Raw genomic sequence first — 20768 nt, 5'->3', positions numbered from 1 at the left:
CTAGTCCTCCAGGTGCGTCGGCGCGAACATCCGTAGCAGGGCCGGGAGTACGACCACCGAGGGGCCGGGTTCGGCGAGCGCCTTCGCCAGGTCCGTCTCCAGGGTCTCCGGGGACGTGCGGACCCCCGGTACCCCGAAGGACTCGGCCAGGGCCACGTAGTCGGGGCGGGTCAGTTCCGTCGCCGTGGGCTCGCCGAAGGCGTCGGTCATGTACTCGCGGAGGATGCCGTAGCCGCCGTCGTCGACGATGAGCCAGGTGACCGGGAGGCCGTGCTGCCTCGCGGTCGCCAGTTCGGCGATGGAGTAGAGGGCTCCGCCGTCGCCCGACACCGCCAGGACCGGGCGGGTCGGGTCGGCGGCGGCCGCGCCGAGGGCCGCCGGGAAGCCGTAGCCGAGGCCGCCGGCGCCCTGGGCGGAGTGCATGAGGTTCGGGGCCTGGGCGTCGAACGCGGACCAGGCCCAGTACGCCAGGATCGTCATGTCCCAGAAGGACGGGGAACCGGCGGGGAGGGCGCGGCGGACGGACGCCAGCACGTCCTGCTCCAGGGTGAGTTCCTGGGCGGCGATGCGGTCGGAGACCTTCGCGAGCAGTGTGCGTACGCGCTCCGGTGCCGTCGGGTCCTCGCGTTCGGAAACCGTCTCCAGCAACGCCTGCAACGCCGGCCTGGCGTCCGCGTGGATGCCGAGGGCCGGGTGGTTGGACTCCAGTTTGCCGAGGTCCGCCTCGATCTGGATCACCCGGCCGCGCGGCTTGAACGTGTGGTAGTTGGAGGAGAGTTCGCCCAGGCCCGAGCCGACGACGAGAAGGACGTCGGCGTCCTCCAGGAAGTCCGTGGTGTGGCGGTCCTCCAGCCAGGACTGGAGGGACAGGGGGTTGTGCCAGGGGAACGCGCCCTTGCCGCCGAAGGTGGTGACGACCGGGGCGTTCAGCTTCTCGGCCAGCCGGCGAAGTTTGCCGGACGCGTCGGCCCGTACGACTCCGCCGCCCGCGATGATCGCCGGGCGGGCCGCGTGCGAGAGCAGGTCGGCCGCCACCGCCGTCAGTTCGGGGCGCGGGGGGAGTTCGTCGGGGGTCGCGTCGACCGCCGTCACCACGGGCAGCGCGGTCTCCGCGAGGAGCACGTCCTGCGGGATCTCCACCCACACCGGGCCGTGCGGAGCGGTCAGCGCCGACTTCCAGGCGGCCGCGAGCGCGGACGGGATCTGCGACTGGGTGCGGACGGTGTGGACCGACTTCACCACGCCCCGGAAGGAGGCCGCCTGGTCCGGGAGTTCGTGCAGGTAGCCGTGGCGGCCGCCGCCCAGGCCCGCGGTGGGGATCTGGCTGCTGATCGCCAGCACCGGGGCCGATGCCGAGGCCGCCTCGTGCAGCGCGGCCAGCGAGGTGAGCGCGCCGGGGCCGGTGGAGAGGAGCAGCGGGGCCGCCTCGCCGGTGATCCTGCCGTACGCGTCCGCCGCGAAGCCCGCGTTGTTCTCCACCCGCAGGCCGACATAGCGGAGGGAGGAGCGGCGCAGGGCGTCGAACATGCCGAGCGCGTGCTGGCCGGGCAGCCCGAAGACGGTGGTCGCGCCGAGCCCGGCCAGGGTCTCCACGACCAGGTCTCCGCCGTTGCGGCCGGCGGGCGGGTTCAGGGCTGCGGCCGTCTGCGCCTCCGTCGGGCGGAGCACCAGGTCGTGGTCGTGGGTCACTTCGCGCGCGCCTCGGCAATCTGTCGGGTCATGATCGTGGTCAGTTCGTACGCCGTGTGCGAGGCCGCCACCGAGGTGATCTCGGCGTGGTCGTACGCGGGGGCCACCTCGACGACGTCCGCCGAGACGAGGTTGCACGCGGCCAGACCGCGCAGGATCTCCAGCAGCTCCCTGGACGTCATACCACCCGCCTCGGGCGTGCCGGTGCCCGGGGCGTGTGCGGGGTCCAGACAGTCGATGTCGATCGAGATGTAGAGCGGCCGGTCGCCGATGCGCTGCCGCAGCTGGTCGGCCACCTCATCGGCGCCCCGGCGGTAGATGTCCGCCGAGGTCACGATGCCGAAGCCCATCTTCTCGTCGTCGGTGAGGTCCTGCTTGCCGTAGAGCGGGCCGCGGGTGCCCACGTGCGAGAGCGCCGAGGTGTCCAGGATCCCTTCCTCCACCGCCCGCCGGAACGGGGTGCCGTGCGTGTACTCGGCGCCGAAGTAGGTGTCCCAGGTGTCGAGGTGGGCGTCGAAGTGGAGGAGCGCGACCGGGCCGTGCTTCTTGGCGACGCTTCGCAGCAGCGGGAGCGCGATGGTGTGGTCGCCGCCCAGGGTCATCAGGCGGGCGCCGGTGCCGAGGAGGTCGTCGGCGGCGGCCTCGATCGTCTCGACCGCCTCGTTGATGTTGAAGGGGTTGACGGCGATGTCACCGCCGTCCGCCACCTGGGCGAGGGCGAAGGGGGAGGCGTCCTGCGCGGGGTTGTACGGGCGCAGCAGCCGGGACGCCTCGCGGATGGCGTTGCCGCCGAAGCGGGCGCCCGGCCGGTACGAGACGCCCGAGTCGAACGGCACGCCCACCACGGCGACGTCGGCACGGCCGACCTCGTCGAGGCGGGGCAGCCGGGCGAAGGTCGCGGGACCGGCGTACCGCGGGATGCGGGAGGAGTCGACGGGACCGCGGGGTGTCTCGTTGCTGCTCATGGGGTGCTGCCTTCTTTCCTGCGCTTCATCGCGTACGTACCGCTATGCGCTGCTTCTGCTACGACTCTACTGGTGGGCCGGGACCGGTTCGGACACGAGTTCGGGGGCACCCCGGCCCGCGAGCCGTTCCCGCCAGTTGGCCAGCACGGCCGCGTCGGTCGGCCTGGTCGCCAGGGAGACGGCGACGTACGCGACGAGGGAGGAGAGGAGTCCGTAGTAGACGGGTTCGTTGGCGAGGATGCCGTAGCCCGCCATCAGGCCGATCACCGCGAGGCCGCCGACGGTCACGGCGGCGAGGGCGCCCTGGACCGTGCCGCGCTTCCAGAGCAGTCCGCCGAGGATCGGGACGAGGAGGCCGCCGACGAGCAGGTTGTAGGCGACGGTCAGCGCCTCCACCACGTCGTTGAGGGCGATGGCCGTGCCGATCACCCCGAGCCCCATGACCAGGATGAAGACCCGGTTGCCCCGCACCTCGTCGTGTTCCCGTCCACCGGACCCGGCCCGCCCCCGCAGCCGCGACCAGATGTCGTTGTTGGCGACGGTCGCGCAGGCGATCAGCGCGCCGGAGGACGTCGACATCACCGCGGCCAGGGCGGCGGCCAGCACCAACCCTCGTACCCCGACCGGGAGTTCGTCCTTGACGATGGTCGCGAAGGCGTCGTCCGGGCTGCCCAGCTTCGGGTAGAGCACCTTGGCCGCCGTCCCGATCACGGCCCCGGCGAGGGCGTAGACCAGACAGTACGTGCCGGCCACCGTGCCGCCCCACTTCGCCGTCCGGTCGCCGCGCGCCGTGAAGACCCGCTGCCAGATGTCCTGCCCGATGAGCATGCCGAAGGTGTAGATCAGCACGTACGTGAAGATCGTCTCGCCACCGATGCCCAGCGGGTCGAAGTACGTCGTGGGCAGCTTCGCCTTCATCTCGCTGAAGCCGCCCGCCTTCACGACGGCGATGGGGAGCAGGAGCAGCAGCACGCCGATCGTCTTCACCACGAACTGGACCATGTCCGTCAGCGTGATCGACCACATGCCGCCGAGCGTCGAGTAGGCGACGACGATCGAGCCGCCGATGACGATCGCGACCGTCCGGTTCATGTCGAAGAGGACGTCGAAGATCGTGGCGTACGCGATGGTCGAGGTGACGGCGAGCATGAGCGTGTACGCCCACATCACGACACCCGAGATCACGCCCGCCCGGCCGCCGTACCGGAGATCGAGCATCTCGGAGACGGTGTACACCTTGAGGCGGGCGATCCGGGCGGAGAAGAAGACGGAGAGGGCGAGCAGCCCGAGGCCGATGGTGAAGACCATCCACGCGCCGGACAGCCCGTACTGGTACCCCAGTCCCACGCCACCGATGGTGGACGCGCCGCCGAGGACGATCGCGGCCATGGTGCCGGAGTACATGACGGGCCCGAGCCGGCGCCCGGCCACCAGGAACTCGCTCTTCGACCTGGCCCGGCGCATGCCCCACCAGCCCATGGCCAGCATGCCGGCGAGGTAGAGGACGATCACGGTGTAGTCGACGGCCACAGGGCCTCCTTGGCTGGGGGTCTCGCCGGTGGGTGACGTGCATCGACACTAGGTGGCCGGAAAGCGGCCGCGAAGTGTACGTTTCATCCATTCGAGCCGTACGGGATGGAGGAAACGCACACCATGCCGGATCCCGCGGCTCCGCCCGCGCCTCCCACGCCCGCCGTGCCCCTCGCGGCCCTCCTGTCCCGCGAGGACCTGGCCCTGCGCCGGATCGCCGGGCCGTCCGACCCCTCCCTCGTCATCCACGCGGCGCACACCTCGGAGATGGCCGACCCGTACCCGTACCTGCTGGGCGGCGAGCTGTTGCTGACGGCCGGGGTGCACATCCCCGACGCGGCGGGCTCGGGCACCTACTTCGACGACTACGTCTCCCGGATCGTCGCGGCGGGCGGCGCCGCCCTCGGCTTCGGACTGGCCCCCGTGCACGACACGGTCCCGCGCGCCCTGATCGAGGCCTGCGACACCTACGACCTCCCGCTCCTGGAGGTCCCTCCGCAGACCCCCTTCACCGCCGTCGCCCGCGCGGTCTGGCAGCTGCTGGCCCAGGCCCGGCTGGCCGAACTGCGCCGCGTCACGGAGGCCCAGCAGAGCCTGGCCGCCGCCGCGGCCCGCCCCGACCCGGTGCCGTCGGTCCTTCGGCAGCTGGCCCAGCGGACGGGCGGCTGGACGGCCCTGTACGGCCCGGAGGGCACGGAGATCGCGTCGGCGGGCCGGCGGCCGGAGGCACCGGTGACCGCCTCCCTGGCCGAGCTCGCGGAGGTCGTACGACCTCCCGGCCCCGGCACCCCCGCCTCCGCCACCCACGCCACCGCCGGCACCCACCTCGCGGCCTACGCCCTCAGCACCGGCTTCGTCCTCGGTGTGGCCACCCCGGCCCGCGAACCGGGCGACCACACCATCGCCTCGGTGGCCACGGTCCTGCTCACCCTCCTCACCGGCGAACAGCAGAGCGGCTCGGGAGCGGCCCGCACCTCAGCACTCGTACGACTCCTGCTGGGCGGCACGGCGGAGGAGGTGGCCCCACTGCTGGGCGGAGGGGACACCTGGTTCGTGGTGCATGCCTCGCCGATCGAGAAGCGGGACATTGCCGAGGTAGGGGCGCGGGGAACTGCGCGACCAGCCACACCCCACCCGCACCCGCCCGACCTCCTGTCCGCCACAGCACTGGGCGCCGCACTCGGCTCGCCCCTCATCGACCCCGTAGGGGACATCGTCCAAGTCCTCGTCCCCGCCGACCGAACCCTTCAGCCACAGCCCGGCTGGACCCTCGGCGTCAGCGCCCCCGTACCCGCACAGCAACTGTCGGCCGCAGCCGCGCAAGCGGCCCGCGCCATCGCCCGCGCCCGAGCGACCCGCACCTCGCTGCTGAGGCACGGCAGCCGCCCCGGCCTGGCCGAACTCGTCCCGAGGGAAGAAGCACAGGCCCACGCCAGCGCCCTCCTCGGTCCCCTCGCGGAGCACCCCGCCCTCGTCGACACCCTGCGCACCTGGCTCTCCCTGCACGGCAGTTGGGACCGTACGGCGGTCGCCCTGTCCGTCCACCGCAACACCGTGCGGCAGCGCATCGCCCGGTGCGCGGCACTGCTCGGTGCCGAACTCGACGACCCGGACGTACGGATGGAGCTGTGGTTCGCCCTCCGCCAGGAGTGAGTGACGCACGTCCCAGCGGGCGATACGCAGGGCGAACGCGCAGCGCCCTGCCTCACAATGGAGCCATGCCGATACCCGGGACGCCCAGCCGCGCCGAGCTCGTAGAGCACCTTGTGAAGACCCGCATCGCGGGCGATGTCGCCACACCCCGCGAGAACAACCTGCGCCACTACCGCAACCTGGCCAACGGCGAGCGCAACTGGTGGCTGGGACTGGAACTCGGCGACCGCTGGACCGACGAGCAGGACGTGCTGGCCGTGATGGCCGAGCGGGTCGGGGTGAACGACGACCCCGAGTACCGGTACGGCCAGGACACCATCGACCCCGAGCTGACCGTGGACGGCCTGAACCGGCTGGCGGCGCGGCTGCGCAAGGCGGCCGAGGGCAAGCAGCGGGTGCTGTTCGCGACCGGCCACCCGGGCGGCCTGCTGGACGTGCACCGGGCGACGGCGGCCGCGCTGCGCAGCGCCGGCTGCGAGATCGTGGTCATCCCGGACGGGCTGCAGACGGACGAGGGGTACGTCATGCAGTTCGCCGACGTGGCCGTCCTCGAACACGGGGCGACGCTGTGGCACACGCACTCCGGGGAGCCGATGAAGGCCATCCTGGGCGGCCTGGAGCGCGAGGGGCGGCCGCGGCCCGACCTGGTCGTCGCCGACCACGGCTGGGCGGGCTACGCGGCGCAGGTGGGCCTGGACTCGGTCGGATACGCGGACTGCAACGACCCGGCGCTGTTCCTCGCCGAGGCGGAGGGCACCCTCCAGGTGGCCGTACCGCTCGACGACCATGTGCTCAGCCCGCGCCACTACGACCCGATGACCGCGTACCTGCTGGCCGAGGCGGGGCTGGCCTGACAGACCGATGTGCGGCCCCCGGGAGCGGGAGCCGCACATCGTGGCCTGGTCCTAGACCCTGTATCCCTGGTGTGTTGACGCTGGTCGCTCAGAACCCGAGCCCGCCGAAGCCCAGGCCGCCGAAGCCACCGAAGCCACTGAACCCGTAACTGACGGTGGGGACGACCACGACGGGGACGACGGCGACGGTGGTGGGGTAGTACCCGTACCCGTAGCCGCCGTATCCGTAGCGGCAGTTGTTGAACCCGCCGCCCCGGAAGCTGTTGCAGCCGTAGCTGCCGCCGGCGACGACGTTCTGGTGAGTGGAGGCGGGGGCCGCCGAGGCGGTACCCGCGGCGCCGATCGCGGCGCCACCGGCCAGCATCAGGCCGGCGGCGGACATCGCGGCGAGACGCCTCGCGCGCTGTACTCGCATGGGAAATACCTTTCTGCCGGACTTACGTCCGCTACGCGGCACGTCCGCTATGCGGCACATGCACTGTGCGGCATTTCACTCATAGAGCTTAATTCGGGATAAAGGCGACGGCACCTCGGGGCGGTCACCGACTGTCATCAGCCCAGCTCACCGGCCTGGAGTCGGCTCTGCGGTCGGCCCCGGAGTGGGGTCCAGGTACACCCGGCCGATCGCGGGGAACGCGGCCCGCAGCCGCTGCTCGGCCCGCTCGCACGCCCACTCGATCTCGGCCGCGGTCGACACGTCCCGGAAGTCCACCTTGGCGGCGACCAGCGCCTCGTCCGGGCCCTGCACCAGGGTGGTCAGCTCCAGTACGGCCACGATGTGCTCGGACTTCAGCAGCTCCGCGCGGATCCGCTCCCGCACGGGCTTCGGCAGCGGCCGCCCGATGAGGAGCTCGGCGTTGGAGCGGCCCAGCACCCAGGCGACGTACAGCAGGAGCAGGCCGATGAGGAGGGAGGCGAGGCCGTCCCAGACGCCGGAGCCGGTGAGCTGGCCGCCGAGCAGGCCGCCGGCCGCGAGCACCAGCCCGACGAGTGCGGCCGAGTCCTCCATCACCACGGCCTTCACGGCGGTGTCGGGGGTGTGCCGGAGGTACAGCTTGAACGGCGCCTTGAAGCGGGCCGCCTCCCCGCGCGCCTGCCGCAGCCCGGTCCGCAGCGAGAGGCCCTCCAGCACGAAGGCGATGGCGAGGACGATGTACGACACCAGCGGGTCGCCCGGCTTCTCCCCCACGGCCAGGGTGTGGATGCCGTCGTAGAGGGAGAAGACCGCGCCGCCGACGAAGGTGGCGACGGCGGCGAGCATGGCCCAGATGTACCGCTCGGGGCCGTACCCCAGCGGGTGCTCCTCGTCGGCCGGCTTCTCGCTGCGTTTCAGGGCGGTGAGCAGCAGCAGCTCGGTGACGGTGTCGGCGACCGAGTGCGCCGCCTCGGAGAGCATCGCGCTGGAACCGCTGATGACTCCCGCGACCGCCTTGGCGAGCGCGATCCCGAGGTTGGCGACGGCGGCGACGATCACCGTGAAGGTGCTCTCGCCGCCGCCCTGCCGGGTCTGTTCGAGGTGTTCGGCTTGGGCCATGCCCCAGTTCTACCGGGGGACGCGGACCACACCCTCCTGGATCACGGAAATGGCGAGTGAACCGTCCCGGGTGTAGATCCGGGCCTGGCCGAGCCCGCGGCCGCCGTGCGCGGACGGCGACTCCTGGTCGTAGAGCAGCCACTCGTCGGCGCGGAACGGCCGGTGGAACCACATGGCGTGGTCGAGCGAGGCGCCCACCACGTCCCCGACCGCCCAGCCGCCGCGGCCGTGCGCGAGCAGGACGGAGTCGAGGAGGGTCATGTCGGAGACGTATGTCGCGAGGACGACGTGCAGCAGGGGGTCGTCGTCGAGCTTGCCGTTGGTGCGGAACCACACCTGGCTGTGCGGCTCGCGCGGCTCGCCGTACTTGCCGAACGGCGGCTCCTCGACGTAGCGCAGGTCGATCGCCTCGCGGGCCTCAAGGAACTTCTCCACGACGGCCGGGTCGAGGTGGTCGTAGTCTCGGAAGCGGTCCGCCGAGGTGGGCAGGGTCGCCGGGTCGGGCGCGAGGGGCATCGGGGCCTGGTGGTCGAGGCCCTCCTCGTCCAGCTGGAAGGAGGCCGACAGGGCGAAGATCGGCCGGCCGTGCTGGACGGCGACCGCGCGCCGGGTGGTGAAGGAGCGGCCGTCGCGGATGCGCTCGACGGTGTAGACGATGGGCGCGCCCGGGTCGCCGGGGCGCAGGAAGTACGCGTGCAGCGAGTGGGCGTGCCGGTCCGCCGGGACGGTGCGCCCGGCGGCGACCAGCGCCTGGGCCGCGACCTGTCCGCCGAAGACGCGCGGGACGACGGCGGACCGGGACTGGCCGCGGAAGATGTTCTCCTCGATCTGCTCCAGGTCGAGCAGGTCGAGGAGATCACTTAGTGCCTGGTTCATGGCACCTTTTCTACTGGCCGGTAATTGCGGGGACCTTACAGGCCCATGTCCTTCGCGATGATCGTCTTCATGATCTCGCTGGTGCCACCGTAGATGCGGTTGACGCGGTTGTCCGCGTACAGGCGGGCGATCGGGTACTCGTTCATGAAGCCGTAGCCGCCGTGCAGCTGGAGGCAGCGGTCGATCACGCGGTGGGCGACCTCGGTGGTGAACAGCTTGGCGCTCGCGGCCTCGGCGGGGGTCAGCTCACCGGCGTCCAGGGCCTCGGTGGCGCGGTCCACGACGGCCTCGGCGGCGTCCACCTCGGCCTGGCAGGCGGCCAGCTCGAACTTGGTGTTCTGGAAGGCGGCGACGGGCTGGCCGAAGACGACGCGCTCCTGCACGTACTGCTTGGCGAACCGGACGGCGGCCTTGGCCTGCGCGTAGGCGCCGAAGGCGATGCCCCAGCGCTCGGAGGCGAGGTTGTGGCCGAGGTAGTAGAAGCCCTTGTTCTCCTCGCCGAGGAGGTCCTCGGCCGGCACCTTGACGTCGACGAACGCCAGCTCGGCGGTGTCGGAGGTCTTCAGGCCCAGCTTGTCGAGCTTGCGGCCGACCGAGTAGCCCTCCGCCTTCGTGTCCACGACGAAGAGGGAGATGCCGTGCCGGCGGTCCTCCTTGGTGGGCGCCGAGGTACGGGCGCAGACGATCATGCGGTCGGCGTGCACGCCGCCGGTGATGAAGGTCTTGGCGCCGTTGAGGACGTAGTGCGTGCCGTCCTCGCTGAGCTTGGCGGTGGTCTTCATGCCCGCGAGGTCGGAGCCGGTGCCCGGCTCGGTCATCGCGATCGCCCACATCTCCTCGCCGGAGACGAACTTCGGCAGGTAGCGCTTCTTCTGCTCGTCCGTCGCCAGCAGCTTTATGTACGGCAGGCCGAGCAGCACGTGCACGCCGGAACCGCCGAAGGCGACGCCCGCACGGGCGGTCTCCTCGTACAGGACGGCCTCGAACTTGTAGGAGTCGATGCCGGCGCCGCCGTACTCCTCGTCGACGCGGATGCCGAAGACGCCGAGCTCGGCGAGCTTGTAGTAGAAGTCGCGGGGGGCCTGGCCAGCGGCGAACCACTCGTCGTACACCGGTACGACCTCGGCCTCGATGAAGGCGCGGATGGTCTCCCGGAACGCCTCGTGATCCTCGTCGAACAACGTACGGCGCACGGCCGCCACCTCCACGGACTTCGGCATGTCTAAGCGCTTGCTCAGATCCTCACGGTACCGGTGGGTAGGGGGGCGGGTCCAGGGCGGGAGAGGGCGGGGCGGGGGTAACGCTCGTCACGCCGGGGAGCCGCCGTCGGCCTCCGCCGCCGCACCGAAGGCGCCCCTCGCCATCCGGTGCAGCAGGACCGCGGTCGCCCCGCGGCCCGGCAGGGAACCCGGTCGGCCCAAGTGCGGGGTGGAGTTCAGGAGGCCGAAGACCGAGTGGACCGCCGAGCGGGCCGCGGGCTCCGGGAGCGCCGGGTAGACGCCGCGGACCACCTCCACCCACAGCTCGACGTACTGCCGCTGGAGCTGCCGCACCAGCTTGCGGTCGCTGTCGCGCAAGCGGTCCAGCTCCCGGTCGTGCAGGGTGATCAGTGGACGGTCGTCGAGGGCGAAGTCGATGTGGCCCTCGATGAGGGAGTCCAGGACCGCCGAGGGCGCGGTGTCCCCGTCGGCCTCCGCCAGGCGGCGCTTGGCCCCCGTCAGCAGCTGCCCGCTGATCCCCACCAGCAGCTCCGCGAGCATCGCGTCCTTGCCCGCGAAGTGCCGGTAGAGACCGGGCCCGCTGATGCCGACCGCGGCCCCTATCTCGTCCACGCCGACGCCGTGGAAGCCGCGCTCGGCGAAGAGCCGGGCGGCCTCCTTGAGGATCTGCTCGCGGCGGCTCGGGGCGTCGGTTCTCGTGACCATGAAGGCAATTCTAGACAGGGAGGTTAGCGGTCGTTAACCTGAAGGCAATGCGTTAACGCTCATTAACAAGGTGAGGGGATCGCGGCATGGACCAGGCACCGGAGCTGACGAGCGCGGCAGACCCCGCGTCGGAGGCCTTTCGGGCCAACGAGGAGGCGCACCGCGTCCTCGTGGAGGAGCTGCGCGCCAAGCTCGCCGCGGCCGCGCTGGGCGGCGGCGAGAAGGCGCGGGCCCGGCACACCGCGCGCGGGAAACTGCTGCCCCGGGACCGGGTGGACACCCTCCTCGACCCCGGCTCCCCCTTCCTGGAGCTGGCTCCGCTGGCCGCCGACGGGATGTACGACGGGGCGGCCCCGGCGGCCGGGGTGATCGCCGGGATCGGCCGGGTCAGCGGGCGCGAGTGCGTGATCGTCGCCAACGACGCCACGGTCAAGGGCGGCACGTACTACCCGATGACCGTGAAGAAGCACCTGCGGGCGCAGGAGGTGGCCCTCGACAACCGGCTGCCGTGCGTGTACCTGGTCGACTCCGGCGGCGCCTTCCTCCCCATGCAGGACGAGGTCTTCCCGGACCGCGACCACTTCGGGCGGATCTTCTACAACCAGGCCCGGATGTCCGGGGCGGGCATCCCGCAGATCGCCGCCGTCCTCGGCTCGTGCACCGCCGGTGGCGCCTACGTCCCGGCCATGAGCGACGAGGCGGTCATCGTCCGCAACCAGGGCACGATCTTCCTCGGCGGCCCCCCGCTGGTGAAGGCGGCCACCGGCGAGGTCGTCACGGCGGAGGAGCTGGGCGGCGGCGAGGTCCACTCCCGGGTCTCCGGTGTCACCGACCACCTCGCCGAGGACGACGCGCACGCGCTGCGGATCGTCCGGAACATCGTCGCCACGCTGCCGGCCCGGCGCGCGCTCCCCTGGGAGGTCGCGCCCGTCACCGAGCCCAAGGCCGACCCCTACGGCCTCTACGGCGCCGTCCCCGTCGACTCCCGCACCCCCTACGACGTCCGCGAGATCATCGCCCGGGTCGTCGACGGCTCCCGGTTCGCCGAGTTCAAGGCCGAGTTCGGGCAGACCCTCGTCACCGGCTTCGCCCGCATCCACGGCCACCCGGTCGGCATCGTCGGCAACAACGGCATCCTCTTCTCCGAGTCCGCCCAGAAGGGCGCCCACTTCATCGAGCTGTGCGACCAGCGCGGCATCCCGCTCGTCTTCCTGCAGAACATCTCCGGCTTCATGGTCGGCAAGGACTACGAGGCCGGCGGCATCGCCAAGCACGGCGCGAAGATGGTCACGGCAGTGGCCTGCACCCGGGTCCCGAAGCTGACCGTCGTCGTCGGCGGTTCGTACGGCGCCGGGAACTACTCCATGTGCGGCCGGGCCTACTCCCCCCGCTTCCTGTGGATGTGGCCCAACGCCAAGATCTCGGTGATGGGCGGCGAGCAGGCCGCGTCCGTGCTGGCGACCGTCAAGCGGGACCAGCTGGAGTCCCGCGGCGAGGACTGGCCGGCCGAGGACGAGGAGGCCTTCAAGGCGCCCGTCCGCGCCCAGTACGAACGCCAGGGCAACGCCTACTACGCGACCGCCCGCCTCTGGGACGACGGGGTCATCGACCCCCTCGACACCCGGCAGGTGCTGGGACTGGCCCTGACGGCCTGTGGCAACGCGCCGCTGGGCGACCCCCAGTTCGGCGTCTTCCGGATGTGAGGAGGGGACTCGTGTTCGACACCGTACTCGTGGCCAACCGGGGCGAGATCGCCGTCCGGGTCATCCGTACGCTCCGCTCGCTGGGCGTCCGCTCGGTGGCCGTGTACTCCGACGCCGACGCGGACGCGCGGCACGTCCGGGAGGCCGACACGGCGGTCCGGATCGGTCCGTCGCCGGCGGGCGAGAGCTATCTGTCCGTGGCGCGGCTGCTGGAGGCGGCCGCGCGGACCGGCGCCCAGGCCGTCCACCCGGGGTACGGCTTCCTCGCCGAGAACGCGGGCTTCGCGCGGGCGTGCGAGGAGGCCGGGCTGGTCTTCATCGGCCCGCCGGCCGAGGCGATCGCGCTGATGGGCGACAAGATCCGGGCCAAGGAGACGGTGGCGGCGGCCGGGGTGCCGGTGGTGCCCGGCGGCCGTGACCCCGAACTCGCCGAGGCCGCCCGCACGTTGGGGGCACCCGTGCTCCTCAAGCCCTCCGCCGGCGGCGGCGGCAAGGGCATGCGGCTGGTACGGGACCTCGGGATCCTGGACGAGGAGATCGCCGCCGCCCGCCGCGAGGCCCGCGCCTCCTTCGGCGACGACACCCTCCTCGTCGAGCGGTGGATCGACCGCCCCCGGCACATCGAGATCCAGGTCCTGGCCGACGGCCACGGGAACGTCGTCCACCTCGGCGAGCGCGAGTGCTCGCTGCAGCGCCGGCACCAGAAGGTGATCGAGGAGGCGCCCAGCGTGCTCCTCGACGAGGAGACCAGGACGGCGATGGGCGAGGCCGCGGTGCAGGCGGCGCGCTCGTGCGGGTACGTCGGCGCGGGCACGGTGGAGTTCATCGTGCCGGGCGGCGACCCTTCGTCGTACTACTTCATGGAGATGAACACCCGCCTCCAGGTGGAGCACCCGGTCACCGAGCTGGTCACGGGTCTTGACCTGGTGGAGTGGCAGCTGCGGGTGGCGGCCGGGGAGCGGCTGCCCTTCGCCCAGGCCGACGTCACGCTCACCGGGCATGCGGTGGAGGCCCGGATCTGCGCCGAGGACCCGGCGCGCGGCTTCCTGCCCACCGGCGGCACGGTGCTGCTGCTGCACGAGCCGTCGGGGGACGGTGTCCGCAGCGACTCCGGGCTCAGCGAGGGCACCGAGGTCGGCAGCCTGTACGACCCGATGCTGTCCAAGGTGATCGCCTACGGCCCGGACCGCGCGACCGCCCTCCGGAAGCTCCGCCGGGCCCTCGCCGGGACGGTCACCCTCGGCGTGCAGACCAACGCCGGTTTCCTGCGCCGCCTGCTGGCCCATCCGGCCGTGGTGGCGGGCGAGTTGGACACCGGCCTGGTCGAGCGGGTGGTGGACGACCTGGTGTCCACGGACGTCCCGGACGAGGTGTACGAGGCGGCGGCGGCCGTACGGCTGGAGGCGCTGCGGCCGGCCGCGGCGGACGGGCGCTGGACGGACCCCTTCTCCGTGCCCAGCGGCTGGCGCCTCGGCGGTACCCCCAGGTCCGTCGGCTTCCACCTCCGGGTGCAGGACCCGGTGGAGTACGTCCCGCGCGGCACGCACACCGTCACCGCCGACCGCGTGTCGGTGACCGTGGACGGCGTCCGCCACACCTTCCACCGCGCCGCCGACTGGATCGGCCGCGACGGCGACGCCTGGCAGGTCCGCGACCACGACCCGGTCGCCGCCTCGCTGAGCCGCACCGCGCACGCCGGCGCCGACTCCCTCACCGCGCCGATGCCCGGCACGGTGACGGTCGTGAAGGTGGCCGTCGGCGACGAGGTCACCGCCGGGCAGAGCCTGCTGGTGGTGGAGGCGATGAAGATGGAGCACGTCATCTCCGCCCCGCACGCCGGCACGGTCGCCGAACTCGACGTGAAGCCCGGCGCCACGGTCGCCATGGACCAGGTGCTGGCCGTGATCACCCCGCACGAGGAGGAGACGGCATGACCACCCCGGAGAGCGCCCTCCCCATGATCGTACCGGCCACCGATCTGCCCGCCCGGGTCCGGATCCACGAGGTCGGCGCGCGCGACGGCCTGCAGAACGAGAAGACGGCCGTACCGACGTCGGTGAAGGCCGAGTTCGTGCACCGCCTGGCCGACGCGGGCCTGACGACGATCGAGGCGACCAGCTTCGTGCACCCGAAGTGGGTGCCCCAACTGGCGGACGCGGAGGACCTGTTCCCGCAGCTCGCCGATCTCCGGGGCGTCGCCCTCCCCGTCCTCGTCCCCAACCAACGGGGCCTGGACCGGGCCCTGGCCCTGGGCGCCCGCCGGGTCGCCGTCTTCGCCAGCGCCACCGAGTCCTTCGCCAAGGCCAACCTCAACCGCTCGCTGGACGAGTCCCTGGCCGTCTTCGACCCGGTCGTCCGGCGGGCGAAGGAGGCGGACGTGCATGTCCGCGGTTACGTCTCGATGTGCTTCGGCGACCCCTGGGAAGGCGCGGTGCCGTTCCACCAGGTGGTCAGGGTCTGCAAGGCGCTGCGCGACATGGGCTGCGACGAGCTGAGCCTCGGCGACACGATCGGCGTGGCCACCCCCGGCCACGTCCTCGAACTGCTCTCCCTGCTGAACGAGGAGGGCGTGCCGACGAACGTCATCGGCGTGCACTTCCACGACACCTACGGCCAGGCGCTCGCCAACACCTACGCGGCCCTGGAACACGGCGTGACGACGATCGACGCGTCCGCCGGCGGGCTCGGCGGCTGCCCGTACGCCAAGTCCGCCACCGGCAACCTCGCCACCGAGGACCTGGTCTGGATGCTCCAGGGCCTCGGCATCGAGACCGGAGTAGACCTCGGCAAACTCACCGCCACCAGCGTGTGGATGGCCGAACAACTGGGCCGACCCAGCCCGTCCCGTACCGTCCGCGCCCTCTCCCACCAGGAGTGACGACCATGGACCACCGCCTCTCCCCCGAACTGGAAGAACTCCGCCGTACGGTGGAGGAGTTCGCGCACGACGTCGTGGCGCCGAAGATCGGCGACTTCTACGAGCGGCACGAGTTCCCGTACGAGATCGTCCGCGAGATGGGCCGCATGGGTCTGTTCGGGCTGCCGTTCCCCGAGGAGTACGGCGGCATGGGCGGCGACTACCTGGCGCTCGGCATCGCCCTGGAGGAGCTGGCCCGCGTCGACTCGTCGGTGGCGATCACGCTCGAAGCCGGGGTCTCCCTGGGCGCCATGCCGATCCACCTCTTCGGCACGGATGACCAGAAGCGGGAGTGGCTCCCGCGCCTCTGCTCCGGCGAACTCCTGGGCGCCTTCGGCCTCACGGAACCGGACGGCGGCAGCGACGCGGGCGCCACGCGTACGACCGCCCGCCTGGACCCCGCCACCGACGAATGGGTGATCAACGGCAGCAAGTGCTTCATCACCAACTCGGGCACGGACATCACGGGGTTGGTGACGGTCACCGCGGTCACCGGCCGCAAGCCCGACGGCAAGCCGCTGATCTCGTCCATCATCGTCCCCTCCGGCACCCCCGGCTTCACGGTCGCCGCCCCCTACTCCAAGGTCGGCTGGAACGCCTCCGACACCCGCGAGCTGTCCTTCGCCGACGTCCGGGTCCCGGCCGCCAACCTGCTCGGCGAGGAGGGCCGCGGCTACGCCCAGTTCCTCCGCATCCTCGACGAGGGCCGCATCGCCATCGCCGCCCTGGCGACCGGCCTGGCCCAGGGCTGCGTCGACGAGTCCGTCAAGTACGCAAAGGAACGGCACGCCTTCGGCCGCCCGATCGGCGCCAACCAGGCCATCCAGTTCAAGATCGCCGACATGGAGATGAAGGCCCACACGGCCCGTCTGGCCTGGCGTGACGCGGCCTCCCGCCTGGTCACCGGCGAACCCTTCAAGAAGGAGGCGGCCCTCGCCAAGCTGTACTCCTCGACGATCGCCGTCGACAACGCCCGCGACGCCACCCAGGTCCACGGCGGCTACGGCTTCATGAACGAGTACCCGGTGGCCCGCATGTGGCGCGACTCCAAGATCCTGGAGATCGGCGAGGGCACGAGCGAGGTGCAGCGGATGCTGATCGCGCGGGAGTTGGGGCTGGTGAGCTGAGGCCGACCGGCGGCGGCGCGGGCTCCGGCAGGCCTCGGTGCCGGAGCACGCCCGCGGGCGGGTCCGCGTCGCGCGTCAGTTCGTCGTGGCGGTGGCGGTGCCGGTGATGTGGTGCGGCCGGTTGCGTACCAGCAGGGCCGAGGCCAGGGCCGCACACAGGAACACGGCGGCGACGACGGTCATGCCGACGTGGACGCCGGAGGTGAAGGCGTCGCCGACCGCGGCGGTCACGTTCGGCGGGGTCGCCCCGTGACCGCCGGTGCCCGTGGAGACGGCGTGCTCGACGGCGGGCCAGGCCGCCCGGGGGACGTGGTGGGCGTCGAGCCGGGCGGGCAGCCGGGACTGGAGCCGGTCGGCGAGCAGGGCGCCGAGGAGGGCGGAGCCGGTGACGGACCCGATCTGGCGGAAGGCGTTGACGGCTCCGGAGGCCATGCCGGCGTGTTCGTGGGAGACGCTGACCAGCGCGGCGGCGGTGCTCGGCGCGGCCACCATCCCGGACGCGGCGCCGAAGAGCACGTACAGCCACCACACCTGGGCATAGGGGGTGGTCGGCTCCAGCGTGGTGAATCCGGCCGTGGCGGCGGCTCCGACGAGGAAGCCCAGGGTGAGCGGGAGCTTGAAGCCGGTACGGCGGATCACGCGTCCGGTCGCGTAGGCGACGACGACGTAGACGCCGAAGAAGGCCAGCAGCCGCCAGCCGACGTCCAGGGCGGAGAGCTGCTGGACGCGCTCGTAGAAGAGCACCGAGAGGATGGCCACCCCGGTGAAGCCGAACAGGGAGACGGCCGCGACGAACATGACGGCGCTGAACGACGCCGACCGGAACAGGCTGATGTCCAGCATGGGGGTGCGGGCGGCCCGCTCGACGAGGACGAACCCGCTCAGGGCCGCGGCCGCGACGAGCCAGGCGATGAGGATCCGGGGGCTGGTGTAACCGTCGTGTCCGCCTTCGATGAGGGCGTAGACGAGGGCGGCGATGCCCAGGGCGGCCAGGATCTGGCCGGGGACGTCGAGCTTGCCGGCGGGGCCGCGTGACTCGGCGACGAAGACGGCGGCGGCCATGGTGACGACCGCGAGGGCCGCGGTCGACAGGAAGACCGTGTTCCAGTGGAAGTGGTCCAGCAGGGTGCCGGCGATCAGCGGGCCGGCGGCGAGCCCGATGCCGGAGGCGGCCGCCCAGGCCGTGACGACCTCGGTGCGCCGGTGGGGGTCCGGGAAGGCGGCCCCCAGGATGGCCAGGCTGTTGGGCAGGATGAGAGCGCCGCCGAGGCCGGAGACGAGCTGTCCGGCGATGACGCCTCCGGTCGAATCCGCGGCGTAGACGGTGAGGGACCCGATGATCATGACCGCGGCGCCGACGAGGAAGGCGCGCTTGCGGCCGTAGAGGTTGCCCATGGTGCCCGCGGACATCACCAGACTGGCCACGAGCAGGGTGTACGCGGAGGGGATCCAGACGAGGCCGGTCGGGGAGACGTGCAGGTCGTCCTGGATGGCCGACAGCGCCGACACCGATGCGGTGATCAGCAGAAAGGTCGTCATGGCGCCCAGGCACATCGCGACGAGGGTGAGCGCCGCGCGCCGGGAGGGCTGGTGGGAGGGGAGCCGGTCGCCGGGTGGCCGGTCGGTCGGCTTGAGCCGGCCCGGGGCGGGGGAAGGGGTGGAAACCATCGTGTCCTCGTCTCGGCCGAGCTGCGGGCAGCAGGCGGCAGCGCCCTCGACGACCCGAGCTGACTTATGATTGCAGAAGTCAGCGGTGACGCTATAGGCTGGCTTCACATGAGGCAAGTCAGGTGGAGGGTGGAGAGATGACGGACCTGCTGCAGGAGCGCGACGCCTGGTCCATGGCCAACTGCTCCGTCGCCCGCACCCTGGAGATCGCCGGCACCAGGACGGCGCTGCTGATCATGCGCGAGGCGTTCCTGGGCACCCGCCGGTTCGACGACTTCGCCAAGCGCGTGGGCATCGGCGAACCCGCCGCCTCGGCGCGCCTGAAGGAACTGACCGCCGCCGGGCTCCTGGAACGCGTGCCCTACCAGGAACCCGGCCAGCGGACCCGCTACGCCTACCAACTGACCGAGAAAGGACGGGACTTCCTGCCCGTTCTCACGGCGTTGCGGCAGTGGGGCGACACCTGGGCCACGGACGAACAGGGGCCCCCGCTGGTCGTACGCCACCGGGATTGCGGCGCCGCGGTGCACGCGGTGCTGCGCTGCGACGACGGCCACGACGTACGGCTCAGGGAATCGTTCGTCGACGCCGGCCCTGGTCTCATCCGCGTCGGCCCGGACAGCCCCGAACCCGACGGCGCCTGAGACGCCCGGCGGGACGCCCACAGCGGCACGCCCACAGCGGCACGCCCACGGCGGGCGCGGATCACCCACTACGAGGAGTTGTCTTGACGCTCGACTTCCACCCCGGGCAGGGGTCCAGGTCACGTACGTTCGGCTGGGAGGACCCCGCCGTTTCCGCCGGCGCCGTCCCGCACCACAGCGGTCTCGGCTTCCTCCGCGAGATCCTGGCCGGGCGCCTGCCCGCACCGCCGATCGCGGCCGCCCTGGGTTTCACCCTGGAGGAGGCCGAGTACGGCCGGGCGGTCTTCGCACTGGTGCCGGGCGAGGAGCACTACAACCCGATAGGCAGCGTCCACGGCGGCGTCTACGCCACACTCCTCGACTCGGCGGCCGGCTGCGCGGTGCAGTCCGTGCTGCCCCAGGGCACCGGGTACACCTCGATCGACCTGACCTTGAAGTTCCTGCGCCCGATCACCGTCGACACCGGAAAGGTCCGCGCCATCGGCACCGTCCTCAACAGCGGCCGCCGCACCGCCCTCGCCCAGGCGGAGCTCCGCGACTCCGAGGACCGCCTGCTGGCCCATGCCACCAGCAGCTGCATGCTCTTCCCGGTCCGGGGCCGCCAGGACACGTGAGCCTGGGGAACGGTGTCGACCCGCAGGAACCACCGAGTGGAGTTCCCGCAGGTCAACACAGGGCGCACCGCAAACTCCCACGTCAGCCGCCCTGGCCTGACCCCGCAGGATCCGCCACGCTCACGCAGTCGGACACGCACCGGTTGGGGGGCGGTGTCGTAGGGCACGGCTAAATTGCCCGCATGACTCACAGGGATCCACTCGTGCCGGCACTCGCCGACCTGCTCGTCGACCTCGTGTGGTGGCTGGAGAGCTGCGGGGACGAGGAAGTGGATCCCGATTCCGCGGTGAAGATGATGGAGAGCGTGGGCTGGGCGCTCGTGCAACTGCCCTCGGATCAACGCCAACGGCTCTCGCAGGTGCTCGCGGACTTGGCCGAAGCGGAGCAAGACCCTGCGCGGCGGGAGTTCCTGGAGTCATTCCCATTCGCCATCGGAATGGTCGAGGACAACGAGAGCCTGCCGAGCGACCTCGGAGTGCTCAGGGATCCCGCCCGACAAGCCACATCGGGGACCCGTACCGACTAACGGCTGAGGAAGTAGACACCGACAGCAGCCACACCGGTGCCGCCGAGGACCTGGAAGAGCCCGATCACTCTGAGGGACGACGGCCCCGCCGGAGGGCCGCCGTAGATACGGGCCGGCTTGTTCCGCTGCGTACTCATCGCCTTCGAATAGAGGCGGGACGCCACCTTCTTGTAGTCGGTGGCGACGACAGTCCCTCCGCACAGCAGGCCGACTCCCACCAGGATGAGGAAGACGGCACCGGCCGTGCCGGGAGGAGCACTTGCCGGAGCTGAGCCGGCAAAATCGACGGCGTACGTCACGCAGATCATCGTGAGGCGACGCGACGGACCGGTCAATGCCATGAGTGAGGCTGGGATCGCCGTCAACGCGATCTTTACTCACGGCTTGCGGCCATCAGCTTGGGAAGCTGCGGGCATTTGGGGGTGGCTCGGACGCCGACCTGGGCGAATGGCTTGAGCGCTGCCCCCTGGGGCTTGCCGGTTTTCACCATGACTCCCCGCTGTTCCCCGCTCGATCTGGTGCGGTTGTGGTGCAGTCATCGA

Annotated in this window: 19 protein-coding genes; 9 read left to right on the top strand and 10 right to left on the bottom strand. The window is 71.6% G+C overall.

Annotation, left to right across the window (positions count from 1 at the left end; genetic code table 11):
- From ABT137_RS25850 to ABT137_RS25840, 3 genes are all read right to left on the bottom strand, one after another.
- Complete coding sequence (locus tag ABT137_RS25850) at window positions 1-1689, bottom strand: thiamine pyrophosphate-binding protein (protein ID WP_351712801.1); 1689 nt, start codon at window positions 1687-1689, stop codon at window positions 1-3.
- Complete coding sequence (gene speB / locus ABT137_RS25845; RefSeq protein WP_351712799.1) at window positions 1686-2654, bottom strand: agmatinase; 969 nt, start codon at window positions 2652-2654, stop codon at window positions 1686-1688. The genes ABT137_RS25850 and speB overlap by 4 nt, the downstream gene beginning before the upstream one ends.
- A 66-nt stretch (window positions 2655-2720) precedes the next feature.
- The gene (locus ABT137_RS25840) at window positions 2721-4184 is read right to left on the bottom strand and encodes a sodium:solute symporter family protein (RefSeq protein ID WP_351712797.1); all 1464 of its coding nucleotides are present in this window, start codon (window positions 4182-4184) and stop codon (window positions 2721-2723) included.
- A gap of 123 nt (window positions 4185-4307) precedes the next feature.
- Here ABT137_RS25840 and ABT137_RS25835 point away from each other — a divergent pair, with 123 nt between their 5' ends.
- Together ABT137_RS25835 and ABT137_RS25830 are read left to right on the top strand one after the other, a co-directional pair.
- Window positions 4308-5837 (top strand): PucR family transcriptional regulator ligand-binding domain-containing protein, encoded by a 1530-nt coding sequence (locus ABT137_RS25835; protein ID WP_351712795.1) that lies wholly within the window; start codon window positions 4308-4310, stop codon window positions 5835-5837.
- Between the two features lie 65 nt (window positions 5838-5902).
- Entirely contained in the window at window positions 5903-6691 is a 789-nt protein-coding gene (locus tag ABT137_RS25830) for a phosphatase (protein ID WP_351712793.1), read from the top strand.
- 88 nt (window positions 6692-6779) lie between these two features.
- On the opposite strand, the gene ABT137_RS25825 is transcribed toward ABT137_RS25830, so the two are convergent.
- The 5 genes from ABT137_RS25825 to ABT137_RS25805 form a co-directional block, all read right to left on the bottom strand.
- Window positions 6780-7106 carry a hypothetical protein gene (locus tag ABT137_RS25825; protein ID WP_351712791.1) on the bottom strand — a complete coding sequence of 109 codons (327 nt, stop codon included), beginning with the start codon at window positions 7104-7106 and terminating at the stop codon, window positions 6780-6782.
- Window positions 7107-7253: 147 nt separating this feature from the next.
- Entirely contained in the window at window positions 7254-8225 is a 972-nt protein-coding gene (locus tag ABT137_RS25820; protein WP_351712789.1) for a cation diffusion facilitator family transporter, read from the bottom strand.
- A 9-nt stretch (window positions 8226-8234) separates the two neighbouring features.
- Window positions 8235-9101 carry an acyl-CoA thioesterase gene (locus tag ABT137_RS25815; RefSeq protein WP_351712787.1) on the bottom strand — a complete coding sequence of 289 codons (867 nt, stop codon included), beginning with the start codon at window positions 9099-9101 and terminating at the stop codon, window positions 8235-8237.
- A gap of 35 nt (window positions 9102-9136) precedes the next feature.
- Window positions 9137-10294 carry an acyl-CoA dehydrogenase family protein gene (locus tag ABT137_RS25810; protein WP_351712970.1) on the bottom strand — a complete coding sequence of 386 codons (1158 nt, stop codon included), beginning with the start codon at window positions 10292-10294 and terminating at the stop codon, window positions 9137-9139.
- 114 nt (window positions 10295-10408) lie between these two features.
- The gene (locus ABT137_RS25805; RefSeq protein ID WP_351712785.1) at window positions 10409-11026 is read right to left on the bottom strand and encodes an SACE_7040 family transcriptional regulator; all 618 of its coding nucleotides are present in this window, start codon (window positions 11024-11026) and stop codon (window positions 10409-10411) included.
- An 86-nt stretch (window positions 11027-11112) separates the two neighbouring features.
- On the opposite strand from ABT137_RS25805, the gene ABT137_RS25800 reads away from it, so the two are divergent.
- From ABT137_RS25800 to ABT137_RS25785, 4 genes are read left to right on the top strand one after another with little or no spacing between them, the layout of a single operon-like run.
- Window positions 11113-12729, top strand: a complete 1617-nt coding sequence (locus tag ABT137_RS25800; RefSeq protein ID WP_351712783.1) for a carboxyl transferase domain-containing protein — start codon at window positions 11113-11115, stop codon at window positions 12727-12729.
- Window positions 12730-12740: 11 nt separating this feature from the next.
- The gene (locus ABT137_RS25795; protein ID WP_351712781.1) at window positions 12741-14663 is read left to right on the top strand and encodes an acetyl/propionyl/methylcrotonyl-CoA carboxylase subunit alpha; all 1923 of its coding nucleotides are present in this window, start codon (window positions 12741-12743) and stop codon (window positions 14661-14663) included.
- On the top strand, window positions 14660-15607 hold the full coding sequence (locus ABT137_RS25790) for a hydroxymethylglutaryl-CoA lyase (RefSeq protein WP_351712779.1): 948 nt from the start codon (window positions 14660-14662) through the stop codon (window positions 15605-15607). Before ABT137_RS25795 ends, ABT137_RS25790 begins: the two co-directional genes overlap by 4 nt.
- Window positions 15608-15612: 5 nt before the next feature.
- Window positions 15613-16773: an acyl-CoA dehydrogenase family protein gene (locus ABT137_RS25785; RefSeq protein ID WP_351712777.1), complete on the top strand. Its 1161-nt coding sequence runs from the start codon at window positions 15613-15615 to the stop codon at window positions 16771-16773.
- A 75-nt stretch (window positions 16774-16848) separates the two neighbouring features.
- Here ABT137_RS25785 and ABT137_RS25780 read toward each other — a convergent pair whose 3' ends face one another.
- Window positions 16849-18441, bottom strand: a complete 1593-nt coding sequence (locus tag ABT137_RS25780) for an MFS transporter (RefSeq protein WP_351712775.1) — start codon at window positions 18439-18441, stop codon at window positions 16849-16851.
- Between the two features lie 137 nt (window positions 18442-18578).
- On the opposite strand from ABT137_RS25780, the gene ABT137_RS25775 reads away from it, so the two are divergent.
- The 3 genes from ABT137_RS25775 to ABT137_RS25765 all read left to right on the top strand — a co-directional run bounded on the left by ABT137_RS25775 (window position 18579) and on the right by ABT137_RS25765 (window position 20226).
- The gene (locus ABT137_RS25775) at window positions 18579-19085 is read left to right on the top strand and encodes a winged helix-turn-helix transcriptional regulator (protein WP_351712773.1); all 507 of its coding nucleotides are present in this window, start codon (window positions 18579-18581) and stop codon (window positions 19083-19085) included.
- Window positions 19086-19168: 83 nt separating this feature from the next.
- Complete coding sequence (locus tag ABT137_RS25770; protein ID WP_351712771.1) at window positions 19169-19699, top strand: PaaI family thioesterase; 531 nt, start codon at window positions 19169-19171, stop codon at window positions 19697-19699.
- Between the two features lie 203 nt (window positions 19700-19902).
- Window positions 19903-20226, top strand: coding sequence for a hypothetical protein (locus tag ABT137_RS25765; RefSeq protein WP_351712769.1), 324 nt, complete (start codon window positions 19903-19905; stop codon window positions 20224-20226).
- Here the strand turns inward: ABT137_RS25765 and ABT137_RS25760 are convergent.
- Entirely contained in the window at window positions 20223-20525 is a 303-nt protein-coding gene (locus ABT137_RS25760) for a hypothetical protein (RefSeq protein WP_351712767.1), read from the bottom strand. The genes ABT137_RS25765 and ABT137_RS25760 overlap by 4 nt on opposite strands.
- Window positions 20526-20768: the final 243 nt, after the last annotated feature.

This window comes from Streptomyces sp. NPDC001980 (genome assembly GCF_040296885.1).
Lineage (GTDB): Bacteria > Actinomycetota > Actinomycetes > Streptomycetales > Streptomycetaceae > Streptomyces.
Note: the sequence above shows the minus strand (reverse complement) of the source record. Positions and strands in the feature narration are given on the sequence as shown.

Coding starts and splice junctions, on each gene's coding strand:
- speB (WP_351712799.1), bottom strand. CDS start 2,654: ATGAGCAGCAACGAGACACCCCGCGGTCCCGTCGACTCCTCCCGCATC.
- ABT137_RS25835 (WP_351712795.1), top strand. CDS start 4,308: ATGCCGGATCCCGCGGCTCCGCCCGCGCCTCCCACGCCCGCCGTGCCC.
- ABT137_RS25830 (WP_351712793.1), top strand. CDS start 5,903: ATGCCGATACCCGGGACGCCCAGCCGCGCCGAGCTCGTAGAGCACCTT.
- ABT137_RS25825 (WP_351712791.1), bottom strand. CDS start 7,106: ATGCGAGTACAGCGCGCGAGGCGTCTCGCCGCGATGTCCGCCGCCGGC.
- ABT137_RS25820 (WP_351712789.1), bottom strand. CDS start 8,225: ATGGCCCAAGCCGAACACCTCGAACAGACCCGGCAGGGCGGCGGCGAG.
- ABT137_RS25815 (WP_351712787.1), bottom strand. CDS start 9,101: ATGAACCAGGCACTAAGTGATCTCCTCGACCTGCTCGACCTGGAGCAG.
- ABT137_RS25805 (WP_351712785.1), bottom strand. CDS start 11,026: ATGGTCACGAGAACCGACGCCCCGAGCCGCCGCGAGCAGATCCTCAAG.
- ABT137_RS25800 (WP_351712783.1), top strand. CDS start 11,113: ATGGACCAGGCACCGGAGCTGACGAGCGCGGCAGACCCCGCGTCGGAG.
- ABT137_RS25790 (WP_351712779.1), top strand. CDS start 14,660: ATGACCACCCCGGAGAGCGCCCTCCCCATGATCGTACCGGCCACCGAT.
- ABT137_RS25785 (WP_351712777.1), top strand. CDS start 15,613: ATGGACCACCGCCTCTCCCCCGAACTGGAAGAACTCCGCCGTACGGTG.
- ABT137_RS25780 (WP_351712775.1), bottom strand. CDS start 18,441: ATGGTTTCCACCCCTTCCCCCGCCCCGGGCCGGCTCAAGCCGACCGAC.
- ABT137_RS25775 (WP_351712773.1), top strand. CDS start 18,579: ATGACGGACCTGCTGCAGGAGCGCGACGCCTGGTCCATGGCCAACTGC.